Raw genomic sequence first — 21,052 nt, 5'->3', positions numbered from 1 at the left:
AAACGGTGACCATTTTGTGACCAAGATTGTTGAAAGTTGGTTGTGGTAACGGAGCCCTATAATTTATGCTTATTGACAAGTTCAGTAGCTTAAAATTTAAGAATCAAACTCAGTTCGAGATAAAAAATAAAAACGTCCTATCAGTTCATCCGTAATCATTTTTTTAGTTTGAATACAAAATGGTATGGCCTACAATTTCAAAGGTTCGTGACTGATTGGTTCTTTTCCAAGTCAGATATTTCATCCTCAATAGCCCCCATAATACTTTCACTTAATGATTTGAACTCTTCCATAGTTGCAAGCTTACCTCTCAAAGACTCTATTTTATCTTGGTTTGTTATCGACTCATCTTCATCTGGATAAAGAAACTTAAATTTGATAACAGGGTCTTCTAAAAGCTGGCTTATTTCAGTGAGCCAATTCTTGGTATCTTCATCTATAGTTTCTTTGATAGCTTGATTAATACAAAAATAGATAAGAATACGTGCATTCTTATCTAAAACCTTCGTCATCTTAAGCCAACTATTCAAATCAGTGTCATCTTTATCTGAAGAGAATTGGGCAAATGGATTAGGTAAGTATCTATTATTTTGATTGCCAGGGTTTAGCGAATTTAATGTTTCTAAAACGGGCTCAAGATTTTCAAATGGACGTTTGCCATCAGGAAATGAAGAATGTCTTTCCCAAAGCTTAAGTATAGTGTCAAAGCACTCTTGCTTAGTATCCTCATTATTAGTTTGTTCAACTAATAATATTTTTTCAGCGATATAGTTACACATCCATGCTGTTATTTCGTCAACTTCATCGTTTTTAAAATTATCAATTAAATGCTTACCTAAGTTGATAACCCTTTGTTGCGTCTCTAAGCTTTCCATCTGCAGATAAGAGGAAGGTTTTGCTATAGGGTGGGATATATCCAATGTCATCGTCCTTGCTCCAACTATTATATGAGTCTTTATATGTTCTTTTGATATTCAATTGAATAGCAATTTCTACATTCATTTGCTTACATATGAGAGTTAATAAATCTAGAGACGCTAATGCCTGATTACCATTCCTCATATAATCGTCATTATGACTTGGTTTGTCTTCGCTCCAATATTTGCTTTGTAAACACACCTTATCATCAAGTTGCCAGTTTTTCATATCATTGCTATAAGTACAATTAATTACTTCTGTAATAGCAGAGTGTAGTTTAAATGGCTGTATCCTTCTGACACCACCAAGAAACGGATCCATAGAGCCAACACCGTACCTTTCCTCATCTAACTCAAGTAGTTTTACTACTGTAAACACTTTGTCGTCATGTTCATTATCAATCGAGCAAAAGTCATAGAGGAAGCATTCGTGGATATAGTTCTCGTGATTGATAGTCGTGTTTAATAAGGACTGACTGAAACGATTGGGTACTAATATACTTTTGAATGAGACCCGTTCGATTCTACTATTTTCAACCTCTTCCCATTCACCTTCTACATTCAACCAAGTGCTATTACCTTGAGTGCTAACCAGCAAATCAATAAAATCATTCTCTTTTATTTGCCATTGCCATTCTTTATTAGCATTTTCAAGCACCCAGTCTCTTCTCTCGATAGGTATGTAATCTCTGCTTTCTGATAACAATTTTAGATTATCATCTAGTAATAAATGCCTATCTAACCACTCTAACCAAGATGATTTTTCGTGATAGCTGACCTGAACAACTGGCATAGCTTTAATCAATTTTGAAGCTACCGCAAACATCAAATGATAAGAGATATAAAAACTATAACTATCAATATCGGGATAACTACCATCTCTACCATGCATATCATACTGACGTGAATTGCTGTTTAGCTTTTTCCACAGATTTTTCCTGCTATCGTTTATCCACTTGCCATCAAGTACCATCTTCCATTCATTAAATAAAATATCCTTTGCTATGTCTTTTATTTGTTTTAATGAAATTCCAAATACTCTACCGAGCGGTGGAAGCCACGACTTATCAAAATCATATCCAAAATAGAATTCAGGTAAGTCATTAAAATTTTGGTTTTGATGCCAAGGTGAATCGGTAGAATAGCTATATTCTTCACCAGTAATAGCGGAGATTTGAGAAACAGCTATTTGCTTAATATGATCAAAAGTGGACTCATCAAAACTATTGGGGATACTTCCATAAATTTGCAAGCATATTTGTTTGGCATAATACTGAAGTAGAATGCCTTGGCTATCATCAAGGGCTATGGCGACAAATTCTTCTTTGTGTTTTAGTAAAGGAGTTACACTAATATGAACACAGCGAGTTAGAGCAACTAATAAATATAATTTTGCATGTAATGCATAAAAGTCATAGGCTGGTGGAATGAAAATATCTAACACACCGTTAGATAGACAGTCCATCAGTAAGTCTATTTCCTCATAACATTCCAATTGATATAATCGTATTACTGCATGTACAGCTCGCCAGCGCTCCTCTACAAAAGGAGACCCTAGGTTTGCATATATATAATTAACTACTGCATGCTCTATGCTAGTCGGTAATAAAAACTCATCCTTCCATACGCCGTCTGCATATTCTGAATCGATGTACTTTTCAAAACGGGAGAGACCGAAGTCTACCAAGTCTTTAGCTTCTGCAACAGTTAGTTGCGATGCATAATAACGGGCAAACTGAAACAGTGAACCTGCATCCTCAATCAGTCCTGTTTCCGATAATCCTTTAGTTGCCCCTAAACGAACAGCTTCTCGAGAATCTTCATTTAAGATAAAGCAGTCTAAGTGATTTTTGTCATACCTATTATTCAAAGTAAAATTACTCGGAAACCTTGAGGCAAGGTTGGTTACGAATGATGGCCAATGCTGCATTACTGCAGGCTTGGCTTTCCATTCGTCTGGAATAGCTTCAAAAGCGTTTTTAATGTCATAGAAATCTAACTCATTTGAATTGATGACAATATTCAAAAATTTCACTGCTTTTCTAGAGGTGACTTTTAAAAAACAACCCTGCCAGAAATAATTATCATACTGCCTAGCTTTCCTTTTAATTTCATAAATGCTAAAAGCCTCTCTAAAACCTGTTGAAGTTAAGATATCCAAATGACTATATCTATCAAACCACTGCCTACTTCTATCGACTTTCTCTGGTTTTTCATCTATATAGGCTGATTTTGTACCCTTTATTTCGTAGGATTTGCTAAGCTCATTTATGTAAACAAGCTCATCATTATGTAGTCCATAATCGTTTGCTAGTGCTTCGATAGTTTTCCATTGCTCGCCCGTATAACTTTTAGTTCTTAACTCACTAACGATCTGATCAAACATTTTTTGCTGACTTTGCTTGTGAGGCACTGTAGTAATAATTACATCTAGAAAATCGACTACACTGCCGCTAAAAGAAAATGCTGTTAATGACCATAAAATGATTGGGTTAATGATCCCTAAATCTAGTGTACTTTTGGCAATTATTGCTACTGAACGCCCATGCAATCCCACATCTCTTTCTTTCCATCTGTTTGCTATTGCAAATGTAGATATAGGTGACAGCTTTAGGCAAGTAGATATGATTTGTTGTTCATTCCAATAATTCTGTCCTGTACTTGAATCGCCAACCAACTCCGCTGCTCGCATATAACGATGTGCAAGCTCTGAACTATATTGCTTATCTTCAACACTACGTTGAGCTATAGCAGATATTGCTTCCCATCGGTCGACCACTTCATTACCAAAATTTGTGGCTTTTTTTAATCCTGTATCAAAATAGACGGCAGCATTTTCTAGATCAATAGCTAAAATAGATCTAGAGAAATTTAGATAGTTATCAGAATGAGATTCTGGCGACTCTTCGTGATCAAATTTGTGCAATATCTGCTCTAATTTATTTTCAAATATATCAACCAACTCACTAAGCTTAGAATGATGGCAACTAGCTCTGACAAAATAAAAATTATCTTTAAAACTATATTTAATTGAATCAATTTCCACTTGTTTAATGAATATATCTACTATGGATTGTTCTTTATTAAATAATAGGATATCGAATTTGACCTTGGTCGCTAAATAAGCTTTAGGATCATAATCTTGATAGCGATCAGAATATTGCTTAATAAAAATATCTATGGTTTGTCCTATAACGCCTACACTAGTAACATCTACTCCAACAAGTGTTTTTACCCTTAAAGTATACAGTGGTAAAAACTCATTGATTAGAGCACAACTATCTTTAAATTCCTTTTCTGACTCGTAGCCTTTTTTATCATCCCTTTGAAAGCATTTTTTGATAAAGACTTCATGATCTATCTTAAAGCTATTTTGAAAACTTGCTTGTAAGGATAAAAAACGTAAGAAATTCTCTACTTCGTCCCCATAAGCTCTTATTTCTGAAAGAGCATATGAATATGGTAGTTTATAATAGTAATTTAGTCCTCTTCGAATATTTTTTACAGATAGCTTCTGAATAAGGCAAGCTTCAAAGAATGATAAGAAGGTACGATTAGAATAAGAAGCTCTGTGATAGCTATATTCGCTAGATACTTCAAGTCGTGTTTTAGGATTAATAACGATACTAAGACACCGTGTCAGGCATTCTCGTGGTGGTGTTATACCTACTTGCATAAGTACTTCAGTCGCTGCAAGCACAAAACTAGGGTTATCTTTTCCATAAACTACCATTTGAGCTACAGTAGCAATATTACCTCTATCAATTAACCTTTTAAGAAACTGTAAACCTATACGATAAATCGTCTCTGGTGGTTTCCACCCCACAATAAAATCCACACTATCCTTGCTTCCAAAAATATTAAAATGTGCTGAAGCAAGCTCTACAATATCAATATCTTCAAGCTCTTCATCAAAGAAATCCTCGTGCTCTTTGTTATTGCTATCTCTTTTTTCAAAATAGCGATGCATAAAGTGTTCAGCAGAACGCAGATAAACTGTAGCCTGTCCTTTTGAATCGGGTAAGCTTGCGAGTAATGACGCCGAATACACTAACTCAGAACCTTGCCATTTTCCTCTTATGACCTTTTTGTGGGCTAGCTCCGTTATTCTGCCTTCTGATAGATTTTGAGTGACTAAATCAATATTATTTTTGAATACTTCATTTTGCCGTTCATTAGTAGCAATTTCTTCACCCGCTAGTAATGCAAGTTTAGTAGCGTTATGAATACGATTAACTTTTAACGAAGCTTTAAAAGCATATTGTAAACGTGTGATTTTAATTAGGCTCTTATCGTATGGACTGCCTTCAGGTAGGTATTCATCAGACAGTGCCAGTGCCACTAACTCATCATACTTTTCAGACTTATGAAGTAATATGGGTAGAGCTTCAGCAATATATGGGCTAACGATATCAAGGCGTTTGATAGCATTAATATAGTTTGATATTTGATCTTTGGTTGCACTAAAGTTGTCTTGAAACCATTTTTCAGTAGGTTCGTCCCGAAACTGAACAGCGTGGTCTGTTAGCCATAATGGACGTCCTAAATCTGCTACAAAGCTTTTTACCGAATCTACTGGAACATTTGCAATAGTGGCCAATACGGATAAAGGAATAAAGGGTGGTAAGGTTGCCAATCCTATACAAATGCTATCGATGTCCTGTCTATAAACTAATGGGAAGTTATCTTTTAATTCATTAACAGCTTTTGCTAACTGTCTTTCTATTAAATCCTCAACAGTTATGATTGTTGAGTCAAACGACAATAGCAACTCATGTAAGGACTCATAGTTCAAAGCTAATGCATTGGCTTGCACTCGAGGGTTACCGCCTGTCAAACTATTAAACTCTTCTGCTTGCCCTATATTTACATCAGCATAATATTGATGCAAATTTTTTAGCGTTTCTTTAATGGTAAAAGGTGATAGCTCTAGTGGTACGATAGAGCTTGGTGGATCAAGGAGCTCCAACCTTTCAGGCCTACAGGTAAACACCAATCGACAGTTATCTGGCACACTTTCCTTTAAGATCTGATTAGCAAAGCAACTTTCATTGAACTCATCTGCCGCCATCATAGCGTTATCCACAGCATCAAATACGATGACCAGTAATGCTTGAGGGTGATCGGCTGATAAGTTACTACAAACTTCATATATCCTGTCTAGAAACTGGCGAATCCAATGTTCATCAGGCTCATTTCTAGTAGGGATAATTTGTAGACAATACCCATCTTTGGCTAATTCATTAATAACCTGAGTCATTGCACTTTTAACAGTATGTCGTTTTTCGCTTGTCTTACGATAGCCTCCGTTACCAAAGCAGTCATAAGCAATCACTATATTAGGTATAGTTAAAATATTAACTAAATTACTGCTTAGAATTGACTTGCCTATACCCCCTGACGCCGTAATGATAGTATGAGTATTAGCGGATTGAATACTATTGATTATAATGTCTTGCTGTTGGCGAGGAATATAGTTAGAAGGTAGCGCTTCAAACTTTGGCGGTGCAGGAAAGAAGTCATTAATATCAGTTATATTAAAAGCTTCAAGAATATCTTCTTTTTTAATAACATTGGACTTATGAGGTTCTATACGCTCTCTAACTGTTTCTACCAATATACTTTCCATATCGGTTATATTTTTTGATACCCAAACTCGAGATAATTCTTTATGTATATTTTGCTTTTGTACATTAAAATCGCCTTCAGTATCATACAAATTAAGATGTAAACAGAATTCTTTTAATTCTGTGTCACTAAGCTTGGTATAACTTTTTAATGTATTGAGAGAACGAATATCTGCAGGAAGACCTCTAGCAAGGTTGTCGACAGTTTTTTTAAATTTAGGACATATTTTTCTATTGGTTATTACAGTAAACTCAAAGTCTGAATAATTTTTATTCTTTTTAGCATCTATAAACCTTTGAGAAAATCCAATGATAGTGTCTTTGAGGTCAGATATCTTAAAGTCTTCATCGGCTCTAACCGTAGAATGTTTTAGCTGAAAGTATTCTACCGACTTTTCACCATTAGCTGACTCCCTATACTCGGCTAAATCAACAACATTTTCACCACCTTGATTATAATCGTCAGAGCCTTCTATCGTAATATGAGTTAAATCAGTATCGAAATCTAATAACTTTAAGCATCTTTTGACAGCCCAGCGATAGTGAAAAATATCACCAGCTCTTGAAAAATTAATGGATGTTACATTCTGATTCATAGAAAATGATTCGTCCAATATGATAGTTGAAAAAAGCTAGGAAATATTTCATGACTTGCAAATTACTATTTGAATTCAAATATACCAACACTCCACAAAAATTGATAGGTACAAGCAATCTCATACATCAAGTACTGTCGCATCTAGCTAAATCAAAACTAAAAAACATCTAACAATACTCAAAAACTACCATATCCATTCAAGTTTATATATGCACAATAGTTTATAATTATTGTTTATGAAATTATATAAATGAGATGAAATTATGTGGTCTGACGTTGAATCAAGTGAAGATTATCTTAATTTTGGTGAAGTATCGGATCTTGCGGTCGATATTTTATCTGCTAAAAATATGCTACCTATTTCAATTGGAATTTTTGGTAACTGGGGAGCAGGCAAGTCTTCGCTTCTCAAGCTTATTGAAACTAAACTAGAAGACGACGAGCAGGACTATATCGTAATAAATTTTGATGCATGGCTTTATCAAGGTTTTGATGATGCAAGAGCCTCTCTTTTAGAAGTGATAGCAACTGAACTATTGAAAGCATCTAAAGAAGATGAAACTTTATTTAAAAAAAGTAAAGGGTTATTGAACAGAGTTAATGGTTTCCGAACTTTGGGTTTGCTTGCTGAAGGAGCCGCACTAGCTTTCGGTGTTCCAACTGGAGGACTTATTGCCCGAAGTGTTAGTACTATTGGTGAAGCAACTAACGGGGTTCAAAGTGAAAGTGAGTATGTAGCAGGTCGTGCTTTAGTAGGAGATGTGAAGAATGAGTTTGATAAAACGATAAAACCCAAAGAGTCCGAAACCCCTCCTGAGCAAATTCACGCTTTTAGAACAGAGTATGAAGAAATACTAGAAGAGCTAGATAAGCCAGTCGTAATTATTATTGATAATTTAGATCGCTGTCTACCTGTTAATGCTATTCATACACTTGAAGCGATTCGATTATTTTTATTTCTTAAAAACACAGCTTTTATAATTGCTGCTGATGAAGAAATGATTAAATCTTCAGTTGCTGAGCATTTTAAAGGTAGCACAGATAGACACCAGCTTGATTACATCGACAAACTCATTCAAGTGCCTATCCGCGTACCCAAAGCTGGTGTGAGAGAAATTCGTTCCTACTTATTTATGCTATATGCAATTGAAGCTGGAATTGACTCTACTAAACTAAATAACCTTAGACAGGGATTAGAAGCTGCTCTACAACAGTCTTGGAAAGATGACCCTATCACTAGAAATGATGCGTTAGCTCTGCTCGGATTTACTGAGGATAACGAATTAGCAAAATCATTTGAACGAGCAGACCGTATCGCTCCAATATTAGCTAATTCACCAATTATTCATGGAAACCCTAGAACCGTGAAAAGACTTTTAAACGTAATAAAAATGCGTTCTAAGACCGCTGCGCGTCGCAATATGCCAATAGATGAAGCACTTATAACTAAACTAGTAGTATTTGAGCGATGCGCTGGAGCACAAGCTACAAAAGACTTTTATAACTGTATTGATAAAGAACGGGGAAAACCTAGTTTCATTTCAAGTTTGGAGTCCGGTAAAGATGCTGATCTCCCTAAATCATGGACTGATAATCCAACAACAACAGCTTTTATAAAAGACTGGGCACAGCTTGAACCTAAACTATCTAACACTGATTTAAGACCTGCAATATATTTATCTAGAGAAACTATACCTATAGGTACATACATCACAGGTATATCTCCAGCAGGTAGAGATATTTTAGATGCGCTTATAGTTACGCAAAATGAGGCATCACAGACAGCAAAAAGACTTATGCAAACAATAGTGCTAGAAGAAGAAGTCCCTATTATGGAAGGTCTCATTAGTCATCTTAGGACAGTATCAGATTGGGCAAATAAGCCAATAGGTTTTGCTGGTGCTTATATTCTTGCAGAACACTCTGAAGCTTCAGCAAATATATTAGTCAGGTACTTAGGTAGCCTCAATGAACAGCCTGTATGGTTGAAGCGCGTTTTAAATCAATCATCGTGGTCTAAGGAGCAGTAATGGGAACTTCGCAATCTAGCCCAGGACCAGGAGGAAAGTCTCCTTTAATACCACCTTGGGCTGATGACACACCTGAGCAAGCTTTACCAAATTCAGGAAATCGTCGCTATGCTTCTTTCAGAGAGTCTTTAGGTAGAGCAGTATCAAACGGTAGTAGTTCCGATTTAAGAAAAGCTGTTGGGCATTATGCAAAAATTTCCAGTGGAGGAAGTGCAGCAGCAGTAAGACGCATGGGTAGTGCGACCAGTGTAGGTTCACAACTATTTGGTTTGCTAACTAGTGGTAGTGGTACCGGTACTTCAGCTATCAATTTAGATAGTCTGAACGGTCTACCTGTTGACATTGCAATATCTAGGATAACGCAGTCTCTTGCAACTGAAGATGGTGATTCAGAAAAAATAAGAGCTGCTATGAATCTATCCTTAGCCGAAGCGTTAGAAGGCATAGAAATATTCGATTCTCAAAACGTCACAGCTGAGATTATTACCAATACAATGATAAATTACCTATGTAGAGTTATTTTTGTACAATTAATGATGGATTCTGGGGGTGCATTTGACAAAGCTGAAACGCCTAAACAAGCAATTCACATAGAAAACTCTTTATATTCATTAATTGATGTAATAGTAAATGAGCACATGGCAGAAAGGCTTTCTAATAATATTAGTACATTAACACAAGTTCAAGTTAAAGAAATTCAAAGACAAACAATTATTGATGTATGGATAGAATGGGAGAATTACGCATGACTGAATTGGTATTTCATCATGATTGTCAACAACTCCCCCAAGCAAATGAGTCCTTAATTCCTGTTCAATTATATGGCATAGATGGAAAGTCTCGGGGTGATATAAGTGTTATAGGTAATCCAATAACAGAGAAAATTCAGCGTTTAGGCGTTGAAGTCAATTCTAAAGCAATCGATTTCTTATCTATCGCTTTAGCGGTTACGGCAGCTGATACTTTTGTATTGCGTTCAGAAAGCCCAGATGGCTGGACACGACAGCTTTCACTAAAAATCCCATTGTGTGAACCAGATTGTTGGATTGCTTTGCAATCACAACTAGAGAAAGCTTTACACTTTTTAAGCGGCGACATGTGGAATTTAGAATTCACAGAAGGAGGTTTTGCGCCTCCCCTTATCCCCCAAGATAAAAGATTTAAACTCACCCAACTTGATAATCTTAATTGTGTGAGCCTGTTTTCAGGAGGACTAGACTCAACAATAGGTGCCATAGATTTATTAGATAATGGGTATAAACCTCTATTGATTAGTCATGCATACAAGGGTGATAGTGCTTTTCAAAAAGAAATCGATCAAGTTTTATCAGGTGAATATTCTCGTTTCGAAGTAAACGCAGATCCTCATAAGGCAATGGGTATCACCGATATCACGATGCGTACTCGCAGTATCAATTTTCTAGCTTTTGCAGTTGTAGGGGCAAGCGCTATACAGCAAAGTAACAGTTTACAGAATGTCGATTTATACGTACCTGAAAATGGATTTATTTCCCTAAATGCGCCTCTTACACCTAGACGTATTGGTACGTTAAGTACAAGAACAACTCATCCTCACTTTATTAAAAGTATTCAGAGTATTTTTGATCAAGTTGGTATTGAATGTACTATCATTAATCCCTATCAGTTCAAAACTAAGGGTCAAATGGTTTTGGAATGTCAAGATAGAACGCTACTTGCAAACTTAGTAAATAAAACAGTCTCTTGTAGCCATTGGAAACGTAAGAATCAACAGTGTGGAACTTGTGTACCTTGTATTATTCGTAAAGCATCTCTGCACACAGGAGGTATTCAAGAAAATATAACTTATTTTAAAACACTTACTGATGTATTATCTGATCCTGACCATCGGGATGATGTTATGGCGATGCTAATTGCTATAGCACAAAAAGAGCATAAGAATATTAGCACTTGGGTTCTAAATAGTGGGCCTTTACCTGAAAACGAGCTAGCAGATTATAAGACTGTGTTTACTCAAGGTCTTGATGAAGTTAAGCTATATTTCGAATCAAAAGGTGTGTTATGAAAATAGATATGCATTGTCATTTGGATCTATATCAAAACCCATTTGAAGTAGCTAAAAAATGTGACGATAGAGGCATATATTTATTATCAGTAACTACGACTCCCAAAGCATGGGAAGGAACCAAATTATTAGCACACGGCAGTTCTCGTATTAGAACAGCCTTGGGGCTACATCCCCAGCTTGCTCATCATCGAGCACACGAGCTTGAGCTGTTCGATGCTCTACTACCTGAAGCGAAGTATATCGGTGAAATTGGTCTTGATGGAGGAACTAACTTCAAAAATCATTGGGACATACAGTTGAAAGTTTTTCGCCATATCCTAAAGACTTCGCACAATTCTGGTGGTCGGATTATGAGTATTCATAGTATAAAGAGTGCTTCTGAGGTTCTAGATGAGTTAGAAAGCATTGATGGTATTCCTTTACTTCACTGGTTTACAGGTACTCAGGGACAGCTTAAAAGAGCGATTAATATGGGTTGTTGGTTCACCGTTGGTCCTGCAATGCTTAATACTAAAAAAGGGCAAGCTTTGGTATCAATGATGCCAAAAGATCGGATTCTTACTGAAACGGATGGCCCGTTTGCAAAGTTCAATAGAAAGTCTCTAATGCCATGGGATAGTGATATTGCTACTAAGCAGTTATCTGAATTGTGGCACATACCTGTTGCCTTAGTTCATGAACAGTTAGAAATGAATCTAAAACATCTAGTAAAGCTTAATCATTAATCAGAGCAAGCCTCAACTTTTCCCCCTCGTTTCGATACATCTATAAATAAATCACATTTGCAAAAAAACCAGAGAGCATTAGCAATCTGGTTATCAAGTACATTTCAAATTGTTACCTACCAACTGTAAGCTGCCCGCCAGAAAAACTAATACATGATTCGCAGAACCAAGATGATTGTTTTCTGATATAAGGTATATCCGCTGGTACATCAAGTTGATAAGGCCGTCCACAGTACTCACAGTGCACATCATCTAAGTAAGCTTGGCACTCCGCTAATACACCAAACAAAATATGATAATCAACACTATACTGTCTACAGAGCGTTTCTATATGCTCTACATACCGTCCATTATGCCCGTATGCCCAATAGTCTTCACATAGTTGTATGTCGGACTGATCTGCATTGGCGCTAAAAATAAGTTTTAAGCTCATGGTTATCTCCAAACCAAATAGTTAACGTTGATCACAACGAATAAGGAATATCGTAGTGATTCATAATGTCCAAAAATTTGGTTTCAAGATTCGTTAATGCATAATGATTTAGCGCTAACCCCTCATTGAGCTCACGTTGAACCCATATCCTAACCGCTTCATCATTGTAGAAAAGGGGGTTAACGCCTAGCATTCTTGCTAACTGCGAGCCCTGTTGTATTTGCAGGTTTACCATAAGCTTGGTAGATAGCGATATCGCTTCGGCACTTAACCAGATTGAAGCATGCGGCGATTTAATAAATGTGTTCATGTATAACCTCCTGTAGATTAATATTTCTTTCTGTTAGTCGTAATGACTTCCTACAGATTGAATTATACATACATTTTTAGCTGATGCAACTCAAAATAACCTTCTATAGAGCTTTTTATTACTTAATAGAACATTTAACTCATTTGAGAAACTATATTGCTGCGTATTATTTGGTGTAATAACTGATAAGCGCAGCACTATCTTGAATTTTAAAAGGAGGAAAGTTTATTCTTCTTCCTTAACTAGCTCATAAAGGTCGCCCACTTCAATATCCAAATATAAGCATAGCTTTTCTACTACCTCTAGATCCACTCTGGTCGCTTCTTCGTTATACATACGTGTGATTGTGCCTCTGTTGACATCTGTATCTCTAGACACATCGGCAATCTTAAGTCTTTTTTCGCCCATAATTCTAGATAAATTACATTTCACCATAACCTCCTCCATAATAAAATAACCTACTGTAGATAAAAATGTCTTGCAAAAGATGATTTTTAGTGTAAATTATGTTCTATAGCAGGTCATAAAGCTATTAGATAATAACACTTTAATCTTTAGTAAGGATTTTACTATGAGTTATACCTATTTAACAACCGAAGAGCTGTCACAACGTATTAAATATGACAGCAAGACCATACGCAATCAACTTAAGGATGCGGTATTCATTGAGGGCGTTCATTACATCAAACCATTTGGAGGTAGAAAAATCCTTTTCATATGGCAAAAGATCGAAGAGTTAATGCTGACAGGCTACGACGATACCATCCCGTTTGCAGCGGGAGCGTAATCATGGCAAGTATCAATAGCCGTAATGGCAACCTATATTTAGATTTTCGATACATAGGCCAACGTTGTAGAGAGCAAACCTTGCTAGCAGACACTAAGTCTAATCGAAAGCGTCTAGAAAATTTCGTTAGTAAAATGCAAGCAGAGATTCAATTAGGTAGTTTTCGATATGAAAACTATTTTCCGCAGAGTAAAAAGCTTGAGCAGTTTCAAAGCTTAGAGCTCATGAGATCAACGAATAGCCATAAGGACTCAAGCTCAGACTTTGATTGCTTTAGCAGAGTTTGGTTAGAGGAAAAAAAACCGGAATGGCGGTGCTCTCAGATAACTAATGTAGAAAACATACTTAAGATTTATCTACTTCCCCATTTTGGCAATGTGCCACTAAATACCATCAACAAAGCTAAAATAATGGCTTTTCGGGGTAATCTAGTCAAGGAGGGAAATAATGGACGGCTTTTATCAGCATCTCGAATCAATCACATTATGACCCCATTACGTATGGTGATTACCGAAGCATCTGAGCGTTTTGATTTTGAGAACCCTTGGAAGAATATAAAGCCACTAAGTGTACCTAAAAGTAATGTTAGTCCTTTTACCTTAGAGGAAGTCATGCTCATCATTGACAACGTCAGAGTAGACTATAAGCCATATTTCACAGTACGGTTTTTTACAGGCATGCGTACAGGTGAAATTGACGGTTTACCGTGGAAAAATATTGACTTTGAACGTAGACAAATCGTTATTGATCAAGCAATTGTTGGAGGTGTTATAGGTGACACTAAAACTTCCGGCTCTAATCGTATTATCCACATGAATCAACTGGTTTACGATGCATTGATTGAGCAGCAGAGCTTCACTAAACATCGAAGTGAGTTTGTGTTTAGTACAAAAGCAGGTACTCCTTTGAGTCATCGCAATGTGACAAAGAGAGTTTGGTATCCGTTATTGCGATATCTGGAGCTTGATATACGTAATCCCTATCAAAGTAGACATACGGCTGCCACTCTTTGGCTTGCTGCAGGCGAGTCTCCTGAATGGATTGCTGCGCAAATGGGTCATAGCAGCACTACAATGTTATTCACAGTGTATTCACGTTATGTGCCCAATCTAACTCGTCAGGATGGGAGTGCTTTAGATAAGCTACTGATAGAGCGAGGTATAATACAAAATCCATGAAAATACCTATGTTTAACAAAAAGACATCCAAATAGATGTCTTTTTTCGATTTTAATGCTGGATGCTTTACATTAATGAAGCTACAGTTATTTGAATGACTTGTAACGGTAGCAGCATAATGGCTAATAAAGATAGTAACTCTACAAATATTAAGGATTGGTTGAAGCTAAATCTCCTTGATTTCGCTAATGGCAATGATCTTGAAATATTACTTATCGAGCTAAAATTTTTAAAAGATACCTTACCTGAGCAATTTAGATCAGAATTGAAAGATGAGTATCGAACATTGTCTGAATGGATAAAAACATTAGATGTGAATAGTAATTTGACGAAGACGCATGAATTACAGATATACGAAAATGGAATTGCTCATAAAGTATTTTTAGAAAATATTAGAAAGCCTCATCTGCATTTAAAAGATCTCTATCTAATTACCTTTTTAATCCATCGAGCAGACTCGTCTAAAATAAATACTATCCGTGCTGTCTACTTTTTTCTATGTTTAAGGATGGTTGAGTTAACTGACTATGATAGTCGAATTGAAACTACGCTCGATGAATGCAGATTTTTAACGAACAAAACTCGTGAATTTTTAGTTCCGTTTTTACCTGATGTAACAGAATTGAAAAGCCTAAAGGATATTGAGGAGTTTCTTATTAATGCTCAACAAAACGATAGCTACACTAGATGGCTTGATAAGCGGCCCCTAACTTTTGATTTTGAAATACAGAAGTACAAGAATAGATTATTAAGTAAAGAGACATCTCTATCATCTGTTGAAGCTCAATTTGAAATCAATGAACGTATAGCTAAATACCTTTACGAATATATCTTACCAATCGAAAACTATTTCAAAAATGACTCCGGCATTACTCGCGTGACGACTGAGACTCATAAGATTATAAGTATCTTACAGGATAAAGATGATATCACTGGCAATACTGTTAGCGATCTCACCTACATATCAGAAAATGCTAGCGAAGCAAATGGATTTGAAGACCAAGAACGCCAAGACGATGAAGAGCAATCGTTTGAGCAGGTTAATTTCGAGCAACCTACAAACTACTATCTAGATAAAATCAGAGCTGAACAACAAGTTAACTGTAGACATCAACGGACTTTAAGTCAGGTAACTGATGTAAATGTTGCACATGCTGATGAAGTACAGATTTTAGTCACATATTTACTCAATAGTCTGATGAGTTTAGATATCAGAAGTATAAATGCTGACAACAATGATGAACAAGGTACTTTAAACATTGAATATGATCTAGACCATCAAACTTCTTTATATCTACTAATAATTTTATTGACAGGTAGATCTGAACTACTTATCTCAGAAGATTTTAGGGAGAGTTATTTATGCTATCGGTATCCACTAGAGTTTGCACCTACTCGTAGTAAAGTTCAAGAAAACTGGGATTCTAAACTATGCGCAGATAATACATCTACTCTCAATCTTTTCTACCCTATTGCAGTTGGCAATATATATTCTCATCTTTTACGTAACATAAGCACAAAGGTTTTGGAGGAGGTCAAACAAAAGGCCAGTGAGGCTCTAAAGGCTATAAATAAGAAGAGCAAAACTAGATTAACTTTTAATAAAGTTAAGAACTATTTAGAACACTACCTCATACAGAGTGGTCGAGATCAAGCTTTAGTTAATGTTCTAATTAGCAAACCAATACACCATTCTTCAGCACTTCCTTACTTTAATGTTAGCCAGCTAGATTTATTCTTATGCCAATATGATTTTAATGAGCATTTGTATGATATAGCATTTAATACAGTCAGCGATGAATCCAAATGTAATGAAGAATATCAATTTTTTGAATTACCTGACGAAAGAGTTACAGGATATTGGGATAAACAAATAGGTAGTGTTTTAGCCATAAGAGAAAGCCGCTTAACATCTATAGTTAGCGATTTAATCACTCAGATCAATTCTGCCCTTTGGGATAAAAAAACTCTCAATCCTAGATCTATAGTTGACCTACATAATATTTTTACTGATTATTTATATGTTCTGCTCTCGGTCTCAAGCGGTTATCGTCCCGTACGTGAACCTTTTGGTAGGCTTGTAGATATAGATGTTAGAACTAAAAAATATTTTATTAGCGACAAGGAAAACCGTCAACATACTCGAGGCAGATATATTTATCTACCTGATATAGCAAATCAACAGATTGAGCAGTACATCAAGTATTTAAAGAGTAATGCCTTTATTTTAAATAGTCTGGGTAATAGTCTAGGTGATATTTACTCAGATATTCTTGACAGTAATATTGGCCTTATTACTTATCTAAAGCTGGATGAAAAAACTAACACTATTACTGAAGTTAGTCTTACCAAAACATTTATTCACGGAAGACTGTCTAAAATTTTAGATCTCCCATCAAACTGGCATCGTCACTTTATACGATCTTATAAAAGCCTAGAAGTTGGAATCTTTTCTGCTAAGCCTAACTCATCATTATCTAATAGCTTCGGTCACGATGTAATTGGCGCTTGGATGGGTCACGCTGATGAGCTTGGTTTTGACTACTACGATAAGCACAGTGGACTTAGAAGGAGCGAGTTGCGCCGATTCTCTGATGAGCTTAATGGAATAATTAAATATAACGGCTTTAAAGTCATAAGTTTGGAGACTAGATAATGGCTCAGCGTAAATCAGCTATTGACCAGCGTTCAGAAAATAGACATAAGGAAACCTCGAAGCGTAAAAACTTATCCAAACGACTGGTCAAAGAGTCTATAGATTTTGACCAAATTATTGCCTCAAGTGATCCTCAAACAATATTTAATGCTATGTGGGAGCAGCTTGATAAGAGATTATCAGAAAACAAACACTTTCAGGGCTATCTTAGTTATGTAGAAGGATATAACGAAGCAGTAAACTGCTGTCAAAACTATATTGAAGATAAGGACATTGCTATTGGCTTTCCAAAGCTTATCGTTACCTCATACCGTCCAAAGTCCTTTAGAAATAAAGTGACCTTTTCTGAAAAAAAGCAAATATTAGATTTTTATTTATATTGGATGGATAGTATAGCTAGCAAAGCTTACGAGATTACTATCACAGATTTGATGCTATCACTGATTTTCCACAGTGCTATATTGAGAAAGCCAGTATTGCAAACGATTATATCTCGCATCAGTGACAAATCATTAACTATAGAAAGCATATTTGAACTGCCTGTAGTAACTCTCATTATTGACGACGATAGCTATCATACTAATACTTATAGCAATTCAAAAGCGGTGCATGAGGTAAAAGTCTTTTTATCGCCATTAACGAGCTATTTGATCAAGCTCTATGTCAAAGGGAATGAAACTAGAAAATTAAAGTCTAGTACTGATGTTCAAAATCTTTATCAAATGTTAAAGATGACAAAATCTCTTAGCCAAAATCACCTATCTATGACTTTAGAAGAGTTTTTGATAGGTGCGGTCTATGTTTTAGAAGATTATCTATTTTTAGATCTGCCAGAACATACTTGGTATCTACTACTTGGTTTGGAGACGACATATGGCCTGTCAATAGCTAACTGGCAGTCTTTAATCTTTAGCATATCTCATAAGCCCACTACTAAGATAGCTATTAACATTGAGTGTCACAAAGATGTCGCAGTGGAACCTAAAAAAGGCAATCCTACCATTACCGTTGAGATTGCAAAGCTATTGAAAACGACTAAAGATGAAAAAACCTCAATGGCTAGATTCACAATTGGTCTCAAGCAGCTATATGAACGTTTATTAACGAACGACGCTCCTTTGAGTGAGCTTGCAATCGTAGGTTGGTTACTGACGAAAACAGTGACTAGTAAAAAAGTAAGCAGCATGCGGACTCATAGCGGTGGTATTACGAATCGCTGGTTATCATTAACTCAAGGTGTTGCATTTGAGGATCATACTGAAGAGGATTATATTCAACTTTATAGCGAACTTATCGAACTTGGTAAGTCTAAAGACGCTCAAAATGCTATTGCCACTAATATTGATGAGATACATGCATATTTAGTTAATCATCATGGCATTGAACCTATTGCACCTTTTTCATCTACCAAGCGAGCGCATCATAGGACAGGCTATCTTTCAGAAACCATGTTTCAGGCTATTCTTAATAATGCTGACAATCTTGAAATGACTAAGGATGAAATAGAAGCGGTGAAGCTCGCTTTGATTTTAGGGCAGCGCTGTGGACTCAGGATAGGTGAAATAGTTAAGATTAGATTAAAAGATGTGGCTATAACTTCAGCTTATCTAGAAGTGCGTAATAATAAATATGGTAATAATAAAACGGGTTCTGCCTTAAGACGGACATTGTTAGAACAACTTTTAACAAATTCAGAAATGTCGTTTTTCAAGAGAGTCGAGCTTAGGCGTGGTAAAAGTAAAGGGGATACCTTAATCGCTAATCAAGCTGGTATGGCTTATCGTGCCAGTGATTTGTCAAAAACCATATCTCAGTTAATTAAAACTACAACAGGACTTTCTCATCTCACGACCCATCATTTAAGACATAGCTTCTTAACTAATTTTCAATTAATGTCATTTTTGTATGATAAAGCTAATGCTTTTAATGGGCATCAATGCTCTCAAACTTTAAAAGACTTATTACCTTATGACGAAGACAAGTCTTGTAAAATATTGGCTTATATTGAGACATCCCTACAATACAAAAAAATATATGCCTTAGCTGGAGTAGCTGGACATGCCAGTCCTAGCACTACTTTTGACTCTTATGTGCATTTGACTGACATTCAGATTGGATTGCTACTTTGGCACATGGATTACCAGTTGACGGCTAGACACTATAAATTACTAAGCGTTCCTAGACGTAGGGAAAAGCTGTTAGGTGCTACACCTACTGCAATTAATTATTATTTGCTTAACAAGCTCAAACTTAAACCACTGCCTAAACCAAAACATAGTGAACTACTAAAGACAGAAGATAAAACATCTACAAAGCCAAAAAGATATTCATTCGATGAAGTCCGTCAGACTCTTGAGGTACATGATAAGGAAGAAGATTTCAAGGAAAAAATGGATATTTATAAGCTTGATCAAAATACTTTTGAAATATGGCTTAATAACGCTCAGCAGTTGCAAGATCACCCTTCTTTTAAAACCATACATGGTAATTCAAGATTATTCGCGCCTGATGATAATATGAGCTTATTACCGGTATTCGACAGGTATGTCGAAGATAACAACATACTCATGCAGATGACCAATAAATTTCGTGACTTATATAAGATAGAAAAAAGACGAGAATCTATGCTTCAGTTTATAGCGCATACGCTTATGAACTCCCAATACCATAAAAATCATATTAGTTTTGATCAAGCATTAGATCTATATAGCTATATACAAGTATTAGGACAACTAGTCTTTAAAAAAAATATTAATTTAAAAATATACCATTATGCACAAGCTAGCGATGATGATAAAGAGCAATGGAAGCCTGTGATGAAATTACTTGCCTCATCTCAAATAAAAAAGTGCAATGTAGCTGATAAATTAAACGGCAAGATATACAAAAAGCAGATCCGTGCTGAATTATCACTATCTAGCCAAACTGAGCAGACTAGGCTTAATAATAGAGAGAAATCAAATCTCCCAATCAAGCAATGGACCGTTAGAACTTTACAAATTTTCTGTCATTACGCTTTCATTATGATAGGGCAAAGAATTAATTTAGGAGATCACAAGCCATGAATCTGTCAGCAAAGTCTATCAGCATTAATAGTAGCACTAAAATTAGTCTTCATCCGTTGGCTAGCCAACTAACTAAGCTAATAGTGAAAGCCTACTTAAGTGGTGGTCAAGAAGCCTATATTAAATCTATGCAGACTAAGTTTGATTGTTATAACAGTTTACCTATTCATAATGTATCGTTAGTAAATAAGGATGTGAATGAGTATTTACTCATTGGTGGTTGTTTTTCACCTGTATTTAACCTCAAAGATATTAATAACAACAATACTATTTTCTTAAGTTATAAAACCTCTAAAAAAGACTCTAAGCCTGAGCATAAGAAACAAGTTAAGAAAGAATTTGATCAGGATGTGATTGACTTTATATACATGGACTTTATCCGAGCAATATCAATACTCTCGTTAGCTAAACCTGGGCTTATGTATCCAAGCCTTAAAACAATAATGCAAGAGTATAAAAGTCAGATATGGAGTGAAATATTCAATAGGGAATCAAAAACCCCAAAAGATTACATTTTATTAAATAACGTCGCCGATCTGCTTGATACAACACGTGGCACATTGAATAGTCATACTAAACTAAAGAAGTAGCGGTTAGTTCTTTCCGCTATGCCTGATTAGAAACAGAGCTATCTCACTAAGCTTAGAGTAACAAGCTAGACAACCTTAATCCTCGAATT

13 protein-coding genes are annotated in these 21,052 nt (G+C 35.8%); 9 read left to right on the top strand and 4 right to left on the bottom strand.

Translation table 11 applies throughout. The features are described 5' to 3' along the window. Positions 1 to 197: 197 nt before the first annotated feature. Positions 198 to 926: a hypothetical protein gene (locus tag ACS8FA_RS17890; protein WP_439267077.1), complete on the bottom strand. Its 729-nt coding sequence runs from the start codon at positions 924 to 926 to the stop codon at positions 198 to 200. Further along, positions 832 to 7,140 carry a P-loop domain-containing protein gene (locus tag ACS8FA_RS17885; protein ID WP_439267075.1) on the bottom strand — a complete coding sequence of 2,103 codons (6,309 nt, stop codon included), beginning with the start codon at positions 7,138 to 7,140 and terminating at the stop codon, positions 832 to 834. Before ACS8FA_RS17885 ends, ACS8FA_RS17890 begins: the two co-directional genes overlap by 95 nt. 265 nt (positions 7,141 to 7,405) lie before the next feature. Here ACS8FA_RS17885 and ACS8FA_RS17880 point away from each other — a divergent pair, with 265 nt between their 5' ends. From ACS8FA_RS17880 to qatD, 4 genes are read left to right on the top strand one after another with little or no spacing between them, the layout of a single operon-like run. Further along, on the top strand, positions 7,406 to 9,172 hold the full coding sequence (locus ACS8FA_RS17880; protein WP_439267074.1) for a KAP family P-loop NTPase fold protein: 1,767 nt from the start codon (positions 7,406 to 7,408) through the stop codon (positions 9,170 to 9,172). After that, positions 9,172 to 9,921 (top strand): Qat anti-phage system associated protein QatB, encoded by a 750-nt coding sequence (locus tag ACS8FA_RS17875; protein WP_439267072.1) that lies wholly within the window; start codon positions 9,172 to 9,174, stop codon positions 9,919 to 9,921. Before ACS8FA_RS17880 ends, ACS8FA_RS17875 begins: the two co-directional genes overlap by 1 nt. After that, positions 9,918 to 11,216, top strand: a complete 1,299-nt coding sequence (qatC, locus tag ACS8FA_RS17870) for a Qat anti-phage system QueC-like protein QatC (RefSeq protein WP_439267070.1) — start codon at positions 9,918 to 9,920, stop codon at positions 11,214 to 11,216. Before ACS8FA_RS17875 ends, qatC begins: the two co-directional genes overlap by 4 nt. After that, a complete protein-coding gene (gene qatD, locus ACS8FA_RS17865; protein ID WP_439267068.1) occupies positions 11,213 to 11,944 on the top strand; it encodes a Qat anti-phage system TatD family nuclease QatD in 732 nt (243 codons plus the stop codon). The genes qatC and qatD overlap by 4 nt, the downstream gene beginning before the upstream one ends. 464 nt (positions 11,945 to 12,408) lie before the next feature. Here the strand turns inward: qatD and ACS8FA_RS17860 are convergent, their stop codons facing one another. Then, the gene (locus tag ACS8FA_RS17860; protein ID WP_057758591.1) at positions 12,409 to 12,687 is read right to left on the bottom strand and encodes a hypothetical protein; all 279 of its coding nucleotides are present in this window, start codon (positions 12,685 to 12,687) and stop codon (positions 12,409 to 12,411) included. Between the two features lie 225 nt (positions 12,688 to 12,912). Continuing rightward, the gene (locus tag ACS8FA_RS17855) at positions 12,913 to 13,122 is read right to left on the bottom strand and encodes a helix-turn-helix domain-containing protein (RefSeq protein ID WP_057762347.1); all 210 of its coding nucleotides are present in this window, start codon (positions 13,120 to 13,122) and stop codon (positions 12,913 to 12,915) included. A 136-nt stretch (positions 13,123 to 13,258) separates the two neighbouring features. Between ACS8FA_RS17855 and ACS8FA_RS17850 the strand changes: the two genes are divergently transcribed. From ACS8FA_RS17850 to ACS8FA_RS17830, 5 genes are all read left to right on the top strand, one after another. Beyond that, positions 13,259 to 13,474 (top strand): hypothetical protein, encoded by a 216-nt coding sequence (locus ACS8FA_RS17850; RefSeq protein WP_020442991.1) that lies wholly within the window; start codon positions 13,259 to 13,261, stop codon positions 13,472 to 13,474. A 2-nt stretch (positions 13,475 to 13,476) separates the two neighbouring features. Continuing rightward, the gene (locus ACS8FA_RS17845) at positions 13,477 to 14,652 is read left to right on the top strand and encodes an Arm DNA-binding domain-containing protein (RefSeq protein WP_439267065.1); all 1,176 of its coding nucleotides are present in this window, start codon (positions 13,477 to 13,479) and stop codon (positions 14,650 to 14,652) included. A 118-nt stretch (positions 14,653 to 14,770) separates the two neighbouring features. Beyond that, complete coding sequence (locus ACS8FA_RS17840; protein ID WP_420230169.1) at positions 14,771 to 17,308, top strand: hypothetical protein; 2,538 nt, start codon at positions 14,771 to 14,773, stop codon at positions 17,306 to 17,308. Next, positions 17,308 to 20,373, top strand: a complete 3,066-nt coding sequence (locus ACS8FA_RS17835; RefSeq protein WP_439267064.1) for a tyrosine-type recombinase/integrase — start codon at positions 17,308 to 17,310, stop codon at positions 20,371 to 20,373. Before ACS8FA_RS17840 ends, ACS8FA_RS17835 begins: the two co-directional genes overlap by 1 nt. After that, positions 20,370 to 20,963: a hypothetical protein gene (locus ACS8FA_RS17830; RefSeq protein ID WP_057758583.1), complete on the top strand. Its 594-nt coding sequence runs from the start codon at positions 20,370 to 20,372 to the stop codon at positions 20,961 to 20,963. Before ACS8FA_RS17835 ends, ACS8FA_RS17830 begins: the two co-directional genes overlap by 4 nt. Positions 20,964 to 21,052 lie beyond the last annotated feature (89 nt).

Source organism: Psychrobacter sp. 1Y1, from assembly GCF_051847395.2.
GTDB lineage: Bacteria > Pseudomonadota > Gammaproteobacteria > Pseudomonadales > Moraxellaceae > Psychrobacter.
The sequence above is the reverse complement of the archived record's forward strand: the minus strand, read 5'-3'. Positions and strand labels throughout refer to the sequence as shown.